Source organism: Sphingomonas sp. HMP6 (genome assembly GCF_013374095.1).
GTDB lineage: Bacteria > Pseudomonadota > Alphaproteobacteria > Sphingomonadales > Sphingomonadaceae > Sphingomonas.
In genome coordinates, this window is the sequence record NZ_AP022672.1 from 3,585,795 (window position 1) to 3,598,104 (window position 12,310).

The window sequence follows — 12,310 nt, forward strand, 5'->3', positions numbered from 1 at the left end:
TTAACCAATTCGCGTTAGAGTGACCCGTTCACGAAAACGGGTGCGAAAACGCATGAAGGGTATTATTCTGGCCGGTGGCGCGGGAACGCGGCTGTATCCGGCGACGCTGGCGCTGTCGAAGCAATTGCTGCCGGTGTTCGACAAGCCGATGATCTATTATCCGTTGTCGGTCCTGATGCTGGCCGGGATCCGCGAGATCCTGATCATTTCCACGCCGCGTGATTTGCCGATGTTCCGCTTGCTGCTTGGTGACGGTTCTGCGTTCGGTATAGCCTTGTCCTATTGCGAACAGCCAGAACCCGGCGGCCTGCCGCAAGCTTTCTTGCTGGGCGCGGATTTCCTCGACGGGGAGGCGTGCGCGCTGATCCTGGGAGACAATATCTATCATGGAGATGGACTGGGCGCGAAGTGCCGCGCGGCCGCGCTCGCGGCGGAGCAGGGCGGGGCAACCGTCTTTGCCTATCAGGTCGACGACCCCGAACGCTATGGGGTGGTATCGTTTGATCCGGTCAGCGGGCGCGCCACGGGAATTGAGGAAAAGCCGGCCGAACCGCAGTCGAACTGGGCGGTGACCGGCCTGTATTTTTGCGATGCCGGCGTGGTCGAGATCGCGCGGGGCCTCACGCCCTCTGCACGCGGCGAAGTCGAGATCGTCGACGTGCTCAAGGCCTATATGGCGCGCGATGCCCTGTCGGTCGGGCGGTTGGGTCGCGGTTACGCATGGCTCGACACGGGCACGCACGATTCGCTTCACGACGCCTCGTCGTTCGTACGGACGATCGAGCGGCGACAGGGCATCAAGATCGCATGCCCTGAGGAAATCGCGCTCGATCTCGGCTGGCTCGATGCGGGGCAAGTGACCGCGCGGGCTGATTCGATGGGCAAGACCGACTATGCGCGGTATCTGCGCTCCTGCGCCAAGGCGGCGGCATGAGCGCCGTCGTATCACTCGCCGCGGCAACGCCCGAACGCTGTGTGCTGGTCACCGGGGGGGCGGGCTTCATAGGTTCGGCGGTGTGCCGGCATCTCGTTCGGGGGGGGCGCACGCGTGTCATCAACCTCGACAAGCTGACCTATGCCGGCTCGCTTTCAGCACTCGCCGATGTTGCCGCATCGCCACACTATCGCTTCGTCCAGGGGGATATTGCCGATCGCGTGCTGGTGACCCGCTTATTGGCGGAGGAGCGCGTCGATGCGGTAATGCACCTCGCTGCGGAGAGCCATGTTGATCGCTCGATCGATGGCCCGGCGGTGTTCGTCGAGACCAACATAACCGGCACCTTCCACCTGCTCGAAGTTGCACTCAATCACTGGCGCGGGCTTGAGGGCGCTGCAAAGGACCGCTTCCGCTTTCATCATATCTCTACTGACGAGGTGTTTGGCGACTTGCCGTTCGATTGCTCCAAATTCGACGAGGACTCGCCATATCGCCCGTCATCGCCCTATTCGGCGTCGAAGGCTGCGTCAGACCATCTCGTGCGCGCGTGGCACCACACCTTCGGTCTGCCGGTTGTGCTGTCGAATTGCAGCAATAATTACGGGCCGCATCAATTTCCCGAAAAGTTGATTCCGCTGACGATCACGCGGGCGTCGGCAGGGCTCAGTTTGCCGGTGTATGGGACGGGGGAGAATGTTCGGGACTGGCTGCATGTAGAGGATCATGCACGTGCGCTCGATGCCGTGATGATGCGTGGGGCCGTGGGCGAGACCTATGTTATTGGCGGCCGCGCCGAGCATAGCAACATCGCGGTGGTTGCGATGATCTGCGATCTGCTCGATGCGAAGGCTCCCCTTGCGAACGGGAAGCGCCGCCGCTCGCTGATCCAGTTGGTGACCGACCGGCCGGGCCATGATCGCCGTTACGCGATCGACCCTAGCCGAATCGAGCGCGATCTGGGCTGGCGCGCGGAGATCGCGTTTGCCGAGGGGCTGACCAGGACGATCGATTGGTATTTGGCGGAAAGCGCGTCGTTCGCACAGAGCGTACCGCTGGTCGGCTAACCCACCGACGATCGCCGCTACATTCGGGCGAGATCAAAAAATGATGGGCGGCGGAAGCTGCGCTTAAGCTCAAGAGCGCTAGTGCGTCTGCAATTTACAGATGGACGCTATGGTCCATGCAATGGCGTCTTCGCCTCCATAACCACCGCAGCGGAGGAGACCACCCACGAAAAGAAAAGGGGCCGAGCTTTCACTCGACCCCCAAATTCTCTTGGCAAAGACCCTAAGACTAGGGGCTAACTGCCTTCGTGCTGGTGTTGCTCGTTGCGGCGACAATGCCACCGGCAACAGCAACAAGCGCCAAACCACCGATGATGTAGCCCGTCGAGCTACCACCGGTGCCTTCGCCGGCACCGGACGTATCGTCCTGCGTTGCCGCGAACGACTGCGGTGCAGCGCAACCAGCGGTACCGACCGACAGGATTGACGTTGGCTTCAGGGCTACGTTGCAGCCCTGCATTGCGACCTTCGCCGAAGAACCACGGGTGATAACCCGATCGCCAACGAACAGCGACTGGCCAGCGCGTGCTGGAAGAAGCTTGCCGTCACGTGCAACAACAGTGCCCTGCGACACTGCGGTCAGCGTGCCGACGGATTGCTCGGAAGCCGCAAACAGCGGTGCCGAAAGGCTCGCCATCACAATGGCGGCGGTTACCCGCGAAAATTTCATCTCAGTCTCCCTTGAACCCGTTTGGCGGTGCTCGGTGATCGGAATACCCACGAGCAGTCATTTTGTCTACCCTCAAATCGTTCGCGCTCGCACAAAAAACATGAGTGAGATGCCGAAACGCCACAGGACGATTTGGGTTGCACCCAAGGCGTAGGACAAGCGAAAATCCTCTAGCCAACGGCGGTGAGATATTTGCGATCGGTCCCCTCCAGGCATAACGCTGTGAGCACGCCGCTGGCATAGGCCCCGGTATCGATTCCAATGCGATTAGGGCGCTCATCCGGGCCATCGCTAATCGTGTGGCCGTGCACCACGACGAAGGGATGGCAGGCCGAACTGTCGAGGAAATCTTCGCGAATCCAGCGCAAATCCGAGATTTTCTGCTGTTCCAGCGGCGTGCCTGGGCGGATGCCGGCGTGCACGAAAAGATAGTCGCCGAAGCGAAAGCTATCGACGAAGGACTCGACGAAGGCGAGATCGGTCGGAGGCATCGCCGCCCGAATTTCGGCTGCCGCCGCTGCCGCCGGAAGCGTGGCCAGGCGGCCCACTTCGACGCCGTAACTTTGCGCGAATTCGTATCCGCCAAAACTCATCCAGTCCCAAACGCGCTCAGGATCGTCGCCTAGCACGCGCAGCAACATCTCCTCATGATTGCCCATCACGAACACGGGATTGGGCAGATTCAGGCGAATCGTTTGTAATAGTTGAAGTACGCCACGCGAATCGGGTCCGCGGTCGATCAGGTCGCCGAGAAACACGATGAATTCGCGTTGACAGGGGCGGGCCTGACTGTCGGCGTCGATCTGGTCTAGCAAATCGCGGAGAAGATCGAGCCGGCCATGCACGTCGCCGATCGCGTAGGCGCGGGTACCAGGCGGGCCGCTGGGGGGCGGGGCGGGTTTCGGGGTTTTTCTGAACAGTCCCACGGTCGTTTCCAAATGATCCGACATTCCGCCGGGCGCATCTGCGCCTATCGCTGTGCGATATCGCCGCTAACGGCTTCGAGCAAGAATAGCCAGCGGGTGAGCGCGTGCGTGCGCGTGTAGCCGCCATCGAGTAGCGCGCGCGCGGCGCGTCCCATCGCCGCAGTCCGGGTCCGGTCGTCGGCCAGAGCCACGATCGCGTCCGCAAGCGCCGCAGCATCGCCGGGCGCGACAGCGACACCCGCGCCTGCGGGAACGATCAGCCGCGGGAGCTCGCCGTCCGGCATGCACACCGCGACGACGGCGCGCCCGGCGGCGCAGACCCCGAAAACCTTGCTGGGCACGATCAGGCCTTCGAACTCGGGACGAAGCGAAATCCAATGCGCATTTCCCGTCGCGAGTGACTCGGACAGTTTTTCGCGCGGCTGATACGGTGCGAATCGAAAGTTCGTCAGCCCAAGCGCGTCGACCCGCGCGGCGAGTTGGTCCGACATGTGCCCGCCGCCAACGAACAGAAACACGATGTCGGCCCGTTCGCGCAGCGCCGTCGCCGCGCCAAGCAGCGTATCGTATTCATGCGCGCGACCGAGATTGCCAGAGTAAGCGAGCACGAACGCGCCGCGCGCAATATTCCAGCCCGCCCGCAGCTCCGGCGAATGGCCGGTGAGGGGGACGATGTCTGCGTCGTTCGACCAGTTCGGAATGACGGCAATGCGATCCCGGGCGATGCCGGCGCGCACGATCCGATCAGCCATCAGATCGCCGATCGCGACGATCCGCGTCGCCCGACGGAGCGACATGTCGCGCAAGCCCGTCAGCAAGCGCCCGATCGGACCTTTTGCGATGCCGATGCCGTAGGCGACAGCCACTTCGGGGTAGAGATCCTGCAACCATGGGATCAGCATAGCCCCGCGGACTCGTGCCACGAGCGCGAGCGGTACCGACAGCAAGGGCGGATCGGTTTTTACGACCAGAACGGTGCCGCGCCTGGCGATCCGCGCGGCGACGATGGGCGCGAACAGCAGATAGAACAGATATGCCGCGATTCGCCCCGCCATGCCGCGGCGGCTCGCTGGCGTTGTAACGCGGTATATCTTCACGCCGGCGATCGTTTCCTGTCGCGGCAACAGGCCGTGGTCCTGCCCGTACAGGGCGCGGCTCGTGATCACGGTGACGTCATGCCCCTGCGCCGCCAGATCGACCGCGAGATCGGTCAGGATTTGCGCCGTCGCCGAATGATCGGGGGCGTAGAAGCGGTTGAGGAAGATGATCGGGGCGGGCATCGCGGCGGGCGTTCTCGTCAAAGCGGCACTGGCGCGGCCAAAGCACGATGCGATCAATCCGATCAACTCCTTACTTACCTGGTCGGAGCCGCGGTTTGGCGTCACGACCCTCGCGGCGTCCCTACGATCTTCTTGTTTTGCTTGAACTCGGTTCGAGCGCGTGCAATCTGCCGCGTGCATTTTGCAGTGCAGCGTCGCCCCAAGGCGGCTGGACCGCGTTGGTCCTGCGCGGTATTGATGAATCGCGATTGCGGACGATTTAGGGGATTTCGCAATGCTGCAAGCGCGTTTGCGAAGCAGGGATGGGCAGCGGCGTGCGGCCGTGCAACGCTATCGCTATCAGATCTTGGTCGGTTTGCTGATTGCGGTCGTGCTTCCATCGGTAGTGCGCGGCATTTTCGATTCGCGCGATTTGTCGTATTTCGGCCGCACGATCCTGGAATATGGTAATAGCCGCAATTCGCTGATCGCGTCGATCGTCGGGCTGTTTCTGGGCGTCGCACTGTTCCGGCGCTTGTGTAATTTCCCCGGCGTGCGTTCCTACGAATATGTCCTGCCATCGTTCTTCACGTCCTATGGCATCGTGACTGCCGTTCTGCTTGTTTTTAGGCTCGAATATATTGTTTCGGTGGTCGTCACGAGTCTCGCGCTCGCCGTGATGACCTTCTTCGTGATCTGCTATTTGAGCCAGCGGCACACGGCGTATCTGTTCCACGTCGTGCCGTGCGGCGACATGTCGCGGCTGCACGGTATCCAGCATGTCGACTGGGCCTATCTCCAGGAACCCATTTTGCCCGAGGTGCCGGGGTCGGGGATCGTGGTCGATCTACGGGCAGAGATTGGCGACGAGTGGGAACGGCTGCTGGCGCAGGCAGCCCTTGCGGGCGTGCCGGTCTACCATTCCAAGCAACTGCTGGAATCGATTACCGGGCAAGTGGAAATCGAGCATATCTCGGAAAACAGCCTGGGATCGCTCAATCCCAATGACGGGTACGGCAAGGTCAAACAGGGGATCGATCTTCTCGTCGCACTGATCGCCTTACCATTATTTTCGCCTTTCCTGCTGTTGATTGCCCTGGCGATCCGGCTCGATTCGCCCGGACCGGTGCTGTTTCGGCAAGTCCGGATGGGATTTCGCGGAAAGCCCTTTCAGGTCTACAAATTCCGCACGATGCGCCCGGTTACAGCGCCCGGGACGCATGACGACGCGCGCCGCGCGGCGATCACGCAAAGCGACGACAATCGCATCACGCGCGTCGGGCGCATCCTTCGGCGCACGCGAATCGACGAAATTCCGCAAATTCTCAATATCCTGCGCGGGGAGATGAGCTGGATCGGGCCGCGTCCGGAGGCGATGGCTCTATCGGGATGGTATCAAAGTGAAATTTCGTTCTACAGCTATCGCCATGTCGTAAAACCTGGAATAACGGGATGGGCGCAAGTAAATCAGGGACACGTCGCTGAAATACATGACGTGCATTACAAGCTTTGTTACGATTTCTATTACATAAAATATCATTCGGCGTGGCTTGATGCTCTTATATTATTTAGAACTGTTCGAACCGTTATTACAGGATCGGGCGCGAAGTAGATTATACTAGCTAAGCGATTGCCAGCGCACGCCCATATCCTTTGCGTGGCGTTTGATAGGGTGTCGGGTTGATTTCGACGCTTCGAATGCTAAAGCCCGCGCTGGGCAAAGGGCCATGCTGCCACTTGATTTATGGAGACCACTTTGACCGCTCATGCCGAAGCTGCGAACCGATCGCCGTCCGTGCCGATCGCCTCGGCATCTCGCACCGTCTTGGCGGTTGCGACGCTGTGCCTTGCAGCGATGCTAATGCTCGGCGGCTGTGCCGATAAGCGTGGCGGCACCATCCCTTACGGTGTCGCGAAATTCGACGCCCCCGATCCGATCGCGGCGATCTCGGTGGAAAATGCGTATCGCACCGGCCCCGGGGATACCCTGGCGATTGCCGTGATGCGTGTGCCCGATCTGTCCGGTGATGCGGTGATCGATCCGACGGGTGACATCACGATGCCGTTGATCGGCAAGGTTCCGGCAATCGGCAAGACCACTGATCAGTTGGCAAGGGAGATCGCGGGCCGTCTAAGCGCCAAATACCTTCAAAATCCGGAAGTTCGCGTGGCACTGAAGGCTTCCTCAAGCCAGCGTATTACCGTTGATGGGTCGGTGAATGGACCCGGCATCTACGCGATCCCCGGATCGACGACCCTGCTTCAGGCGATCGCACTTGCAAAGGGCACATCGGCGGATGCGAATTCGCGCAAAGTCGCGGTGTTCCGCACGATCAACGGACAGCGTCAGGCGGCGGCATTTGACCTAACCGATATTCGTCGCGGCAAAGCCGCTGATCCAGAGATTTTCGGCAACGATATCATCGTGGTCGATGGTTCCACGTCGAAAGCGGCGTTGAAGAACGTTTTGCAGACGATTCCGCTGATCTCGCTTTTCCGTCCGTTCTGACGATCGCACACAGTGCTGCCCCGATATGATTTTGTTAGGCGACCATAGCTGATGAATAAGGAAACCAACGAGATCGTGGCTGCAGGGGCGGGCGGTCAGTCGCGCGGCCTGCAGCATGCTGCCGCCAGCAACCTGTTCGGTGCGGCCGAGGCAGGCGCAGAAAGTACGAACCAGATCACGACGCGCGAAGCGCTGCGCGTTCTCGGTAAATGGCGTTGGTTGATCGCGGCGATCGTCGGTGCCGCGCTTATCATCGGGATCGTGTCGACGATGCTAACCAGCAAGCGCTATCGCGCGACCGCGCAGGTCGAGTTGGCGCTGCAGGAAATCAATCTTGGGCCGGGCAAAGACGGCACTGGTGCGGAATCGCAGGTGATGCGCGACCCGCAGTTCATGGGCACCCAGATCGGGTTGTTGCGCAGCCGCGATCTCGCTGAGCGCGTCGCACGCAGCCTGGACGGTGCGTCGCGCGCCAAGTTCGCCCCCAACGCGACGAACCCGACCGCACAGATCGCAGCAGCGACTGGGGCCATCGCCGGTGGCTTACGGATCGATGTCGTGACGGGCAGTCGGCTCATTAATATTACCTATGAGAACCGCGATGCAGCGCTGGCGGCGACTGTAGCCAATGCTGTGGCGGACAATTACATCGCGTCGAATCTCGAACGCAAATATGAATCCTCTGCCTTTGCCCGCAAGTTTCTCGAGCAGCGCTTGACCCAGACCAAGGCCGCGCTCGAAAAGTCGGAACGGGATCTGGTCGAATATGCCGGTCGTGAGAAAATCGTCATGGTAGGCGGCGGCGCCGATCAAGGCGGTGGCAAGGACGGCGGGGAATCGCTCGAAGGCAGTACGTTGACCTCCCTAAACGGGGCACTGGCGACGGCGCAGGCCGAACGAATCGCGGCCGAGCAGAAGTATCGCAGCGAGGGTCCGTCGGCCGGGCAATCCGCCGCGATCAACAGTTCAGCAGTCGGCAATCTTAAGGCAGATCGCGCTAAGCTCCAGGTCGATTTCCAAGAGAAGCTCGGCACTTTTAAGCCCGATTATCCCGAGATGGTCGCATTGAAGACCCGTATGCGCGAACTCGATCAGCAGATCGCACGCGCCCAAGGGGAGATCTCCGGATCGGTCAGCAACAATTACGCTGGCGAGTACCGCGCCGCCCTCGGTCGCGAGCAGCAACTGCGTGCGCGAGTCTCGCAATTGACTTCGGGCGTGCTTAATCTGCGTAACCGTCAGATTCAGTATAATATCCTGTCGCGCGAGGTCGATACCAACCGCTCGCTCTATGACGGTCTGTTGCAGCGCTTTAAACAGGTGAGTGTCGCCGGCGGCGTCGGAGCAAGCCAGGTTTCGATTGTCGATCGCGCATTGGTACCAGGTGGCCCGTTTGCGCCGAACCTGCGCAACAACCTTCTGATCTCCTTGCTGATCGGCTTGATGATCGGTGCCGGTGTCGCGTTTGCGATCGAGTTCATCGACGACACGATCAAAAACCCGGATGACGTCCGCAATCGTCTGCACCTGACGTTGCTTGGTGTCGTCCCATCGGTCGCCAAGGGCGTGACCATGCTGGAGGCGCTCGACGATCCGAGTTCGGCCCAGTCGGAAGCGTATCTCTCGACGCGTACTGCCATCAAGTTCACGACGGCGGGTGGTGCGCCCAAATCGCTGTTGGTGACCAGTTCGCAAGCGGCCGAGGGTAAATCAAGCAGCTGCTTCGCGATCGCGCGGGGCTTCGCCCGACTTGGCGAGTCCGTTCTTCTGATCGACGCGGATATGCGCAAGCCGTCCTTCTCGGTGCCGAGCGGTTCGGAAGGGGTCGGTTTGTCGTCGCTGCTCGCCTCGACCGACGATCTGCGGAATCACATTACCCAGACCTCGATCCCCAACCTTTTCCTGGTGCCAAGCGGCCCGATTCCGCCCAACCCGGTCGAATTGCTCGGCGGCATGCGGCTGCGGGAGGTGCTTGCGGAGGCTGAGGGGATGTTCGACATCGTCATCTTCGATTCGCCGCCGGTGATGGGGCTGGCCGATGCGCCGATCCTGGCGTCGGTCGTCGATGCATCGATCTTTGTGGTGCAGGCCGGCCGGATCCGCCGCCCAGCCGCACTGCGCGCGCTCGCGCGGCTCGAACAGGCGGGGGCCCGCATCGTTGGCGGCGTTATCACCAAGTTCGATCTGAAGGGCGCGAGCTACGGGTACGGCTATGGCTATGGCTATGGCTATAGCTACGGCCAGAAGCAGATCAAAAGTGCGGAAGCCGGTGCGCGGCGCCAGATTTCGATCGAGAAAGAATGACGGCCACGACCAGCTCTTGGGTGCGACGGTCTGCCGCGCTCGCCGGTGCAATCGTGTTCGTAGGAATCATAACGATTTCGACCGAGCAGGCGCGTCCCGCAGCATCGTCGCTGGGCCGCACGATCGGCGTGGGACCGGCCGAACCCCGGCTTGCCACCATCGCCGACACGATCGCGGTGGCGCATCGCCGTCCCTCGGCAGCGGATATCGACTTCGCCAACCACGCGGCAACGCGGCAGCCACTGGCCGCCTTGCCCTACTACATCGCCGCCGCGACGCGACCGGCGGATGCCGTGATGAGCGCACGCGCGCTGAATGCGATGGCGCTGCAGCGCGACCCGCGGCTCCGGCCCGCCTGGGCATGGCGCGTTACCGACCGCGCGAAAGCCAATGATGTGGGCGCGGCGACGCGCGCGCTGATCCGGCTCGCGGTGCTGACCACGGATTCGACCCCGATCTGGACGGCCATCGCGCAAATCAGTGCGGACCCGGCGGCGCGCAAGGAAATCAAGGCTGAGATCGCGCGCGGCGCGCCGTGGCGCGATCTGTATCTTACGACCTTGAGCGCCTCCGCCGTCGATCGCACGATCGTGTTCGAAATGCTCGAATCGGTTGGAAAGCGTGCGCCGGTGACGAACGTTGCGCCGCCACCCGGGACCCCCGACGATCGCCGCGCCTTCATAGCGCAGATGGTGACCCAGCGCGCTTATGAGCGCGCCTATCTTGCCTGGGTGCAATGGCTGCCCGCCGCATCGCAAAATGCGGTGGGTTATATTTTCGACGGCGGTTTCACCGGGGCGGCCGCCTTGCCGCCGTTTACGTGGGAATTTGTAGACGGTGCCGGGGGTACAACGGCGGTTGTTCCCGCAACCGGCCTGACGGTCGATTATTCGGGCAGCGATGGATCGGTTCTGGCGAAGCAGATGATTCTCTTGCCGCCGGGGCGGTATCGCTTGGTGACACAAGGCAAGTTCGAGCCGGTTTCGAATGAGAACGGTACAGCAGCGCTGTCCTGGACCCTGGCTTGCGTGGGCGGTAATCCGACCTTGAATGCGCTTGCCGTGCCGCTCGATGGCGTATCGAAGCGTGTCGCGGGGGCACCCTTCCAGATCGCAGCGGGGTGTGACGCGCAGACCCTTTCGCTCAAGGTCAATTCCGCTGATTTTGCCAAGCATTTGTCCGGTGCGATCCGGTCGGTTGCAATCGAGGCGGTGAAATAATGCGCGATCACGCCCCCTCGATGCTTCCTTCGCTCGACTTGCGCGGCACTGCCGTGTGGCAGGCGCTTGCGGTCGCTGGTTTCTTGCTGATCGCAGTAACGCTCGGCGGATCGAGCGTTGGCGGCGTCCCATCGAATGCGGTGTTGCAAATTGCTGCCGTGATCGCGATCGCGGCGACCTTCGCCCGGGCCAACCCGACCCCACGCGCCACGGGCGAACGCCATTTGCTCATCCTGGCGGGGTTGTTTGGCGCGCTGATCGTTGTCCAGCTTATACCCCTGCCACCGGCGGTGTGGAGCGCCTTGCCGGGGCGGCGCATTGTCGTTGAGGGGTTCACGGCACTCGGCTTGCCGTTGCCGTGGATGCCGCTGTCGCTCGCGCCCGAGAAGACCGTGCAATCCGGCTTGTCGCTGCTTGCGCCGGTGGCGATCATCGTCATGCTCGGCGCCTTCAAACGTCCGGTTGCGCGCGCCGCGGTGCTGGCGTTGATCGTGCTGATGGTGCTGTCGGTCCTGCTCGGCGTCGCACAAGTGGCGGGCAATGAGCATTTGTACTTCTACGAATTTACCAATGGCGGCAGCGCGGTCGGATTCTTCGCTAACTCGAATCATTTCGCCACTCTGATGTGTCTCACTTTGCCGCTTGCGGCGGGTCTGGTGGCGCGCTGGCGTAGTGCGTCGGACGGGGCAGGAGGCGCGTCTCGCGTGTTCGCGGCGGCGGTGCTGCTCGCCGTGGTACTGCTGGGTCTGCTTGGTGTGACCATGACCAAATCAGTTGCTGGCGTCGCGCTGGCGCTGCTTGCACTGTCAGGCAGCGCAGCGATCGTGCTGTCTGGGCTGCCGCGTGGCTTGCGCCTTGGCTTTCTGGGCGGCGTCGTGGTGGTGGTGATCGTGGCGGCAGTGGTCGCCTTCAACAGCGGCATCGGCGATCTGACGACAACCGACATCAGCTCAAGCGACCTGAGCCGCACCGCGATGTGGCGGTCGACCGCGCAGGCGATCGGCGATTTCGGAACGGCGGGCGCGGGTTTCGGCAGCTTCCCGCAAGTGTTTCACCTGTTCGAAAATCCCGAACGCGTGAGCGCGGTGTTCGCCAATCATGCGCATAACGATCTGCTCGAGTTTGTGCTCGAAGCCGGCATTCCCGGCTTGCTCGTGCTTGGCGCTTTCCTGATCTGGTTTGCGGTTCGCGTCGGGGCAGTTTGGTTGATCGATCGCCAGCGCGACCCGCTCGCGCAGGGTGCCTCGATCGCCGCGCTGATCATATTGCTGCACAGCCTGGCCGATTACCCGCTGCGGACCGGCACTATCGCGGCGCTGTTCGGGCTATGCTTGGCGTTGCTCGCGCGCGATCCGGCAGGCCGGGCGGCAGACGAAGCACCGGCGGCGGCGCAACCGGGCCGCCACCTCTCGGCCTAAGTC

Annotated in this window: 10 protein-coding genes; 7 read left to right on the plus strand and 3 right to left on the minus strand. The window is 62.0% G+C overall.

Going from position 1 to position 12,310, the window contains the following annotated elements:
- Nucleotides 1-52 precede the first annotated feature (52 nt).
- Together rfbA and rfbB are read left to right on the plus strand one after the other, a co-directional pair.
- Entirely contained in the window at nucleotides 53-934 is an 882-nt protein-coding gene (gene rfbA / locus HMP06_RS17560; RefSeq protein ID WP_176498252.1) for a glucose-1-phosphate thymidylyltransferase RfbA, read from the plus strand.
- The gene (gene rfbB, locus HMP06_RS17565; RefSeq protein WP_176498253.1) at nucleotides 931-2,001 is read left to right on the plus strand and encodes a dTDP-glucose 4,6-dehydratase; all 1,071 of its coding nucleotides are present in this window, start codon (nucleotides 931-933) and stop codon (nucleotides 1,999-2,001) included. The genes rfbA and rfbB overlap by 4 nt, the downstream gene beginning before the upstream one ends.
- Before the next feature lie 229 nt (nucleotides 2,002-2,230).
- Here the strand turns inward: rfbB and HMP06_RS17570 are convergent, their stop codons facing one another.
- The 3 genes from HMP06_RS17570 to HMP06_RS17580 form a co-directional block, all read right to left on the minus strand.
- Complete coding sequence (locus tag HMP06_RS17570) at nucleotides 2,231-2,671, minus strand: hypothetical protein (protein WP_176498254.1); 441 nt, start codon at nucleotides 2,669-2,671, stop codon at nucleotides 2,231-2,233.
- Between the two features lie 170 nt (nucleotides 2,672-2,841).
- On the minus strand, nucleotides 2,842-3,597 hold the full coding sequence (locus tag HMP06_RS17575) for a metallophosphoesterase (RefSeq protein WP_232089770.1): 756 nt from the start codon (nucleotides 3,595-3,597) through the stop codon (nucleotides 2,842-2,844).
- A gap of 44 nt (nucleotides 3,598-3,641) precedes the next feature.
- Nucleotides 3,642-4,877, minus strand: coding sequence for a glycosyltransferase family 4 protein (locus HMP06_RS17580; protein WP_176498256.1), 1,236 nt, complete (start codon nucleotides 4,875-4,877; stop codon nucleotides 3,642-3,644).
- A 322-nt stretch (nucleotides 4,878-5,199) separates the two neighbouring features.
- Here HMP06_RS17580 and HMP06_RS17585 point away from each other — a divergent pair, with 322 nt between their 5' ends.
- The 5 genes from HMP06_RS17585 (at nucleotide 5,200) to HMP06_RS17605 (ending at nucleotide 12,307) form a co-directional block, all read left to right on the plus strand.
- Nucleotides 5,200-6,468, plus strand: coding sequence for an exopolysaccharide biosynthesis polyprenyl glycosylphosphotransferase (locus HMP06_RS17585; protein ID WP_197940715.1), 1,269 nt, complete (start codon nucleotides 5,200-5,202; stop codon nucleotides 6,466-6,468).
- A gap of 339 nt (nucleotides 6,469-6,807) precedes the next feature.
- Nucleotides 6,808-7,365, plus strand: coding sequence for a polysaccharide biosynthesis/export family protein (locus tag HMP06_RS17590; RefSeq protein ID WP_232089772.1), 558 nt, complete (start codon nucleotides 6,808-6,810; stop codon nucleotides 7,363-7,365).
- A gap of 51 nt (nucleotides 7,366-7,416) precedes the next feature.
- A complete protein-coding gene (locus HMP06_RS17595; protein ID WP_176498259.1) occupies nucleotides 7,417-9,669 on the plus strand; it encodes a GumC family protein in 2,253 nt (750 codons plus the stop codon).
- The gene (locus HMP06_RS17600) at nucleotides 9,666-10,889 is read left to right on the plus strand and encodes a hypothetical protein (RefSeq protein ID WP_176498260.1); all 1,224 of its coding nucleotides are present in this window, start codon (nucleotides 9,666-9,668) and stop codon (nucleotides 10,887-10,889) included. The genes HMP06_RS17595 and HMP06_RS17600 overlap by 4 nt, the downstream gene beginning before the upstream one ends.
- Entirely contained in the window at nucleotides 10,889-12,307 is a 1,419-nt protein-coding gene (locus HMP06_RS17605) for an O-antigen ligase family protein (protein WP_176498261.1), read from the plus strand. The genes HMP06_RS17600 and HMP06_RS17605 overlap by 1 nt, the downstream gene beginning before the upstream one ends.
- The last annotated feature ends 3 nt before the right edge of the window (nucleotides 12,308-12,310 follow it).

What these genes read in the sequence shown, in the direction of transcription:
- rfbA (WP_176498252.1), top strand. Translation starts at nt 53, where the DNA reads ATGAAGGGTATTATTCTGGCCGGTGGCGCGGGAACGCGGCTGTATCCG.
- HMP06_RS17600 (WP_176498260.1), top strand. Translation starts at nt 9,666, where the DNA reads ATGACGGCCACGACCAGCTCTTGGGTGCGACGGTCTGCCGCGCTCGCC.
- HMP06_RS17570 (WP_176498254.1), bottom strand. Translation starts at nt 2,671, where the DNA reads ATGAAATTTTCGCGGGTAACCGCCGCCATTGTGATGGCGAGCCTTTCG.
- HMP06_RS17595 (WP_176498259.1), top strand. Translation starts at nt 7,417, where the DNA reads ATGAATAAGGAAACCAACGAGATCGTGGCTGCAGGGGCGGGCGGTCAG.
- HMP06_RS17580 (WP_176498256.1), bottom strand. Translation starts at nt 4,877, where the DNA reads ATGCCCGCCCCGATCATCTTCCTCAACCGCTTCTACGCCCCCGATCAT.
- HMP06_RS17605 (WP_176498261.1), top strand. Translation starts at nt 10,889, where the DNA reads ATGCGCGATCACGCCCCCTCGATGCTTCCTTCGCTCGACTTGCGCGGC.
- rfbB (WP_176498253.1), top strand. Translation starts at nt 931, where the DNA reads ATGAGCGCCGTCGTATCACTCGCCGCGGCAACGCCCGAACGCTGTGTG.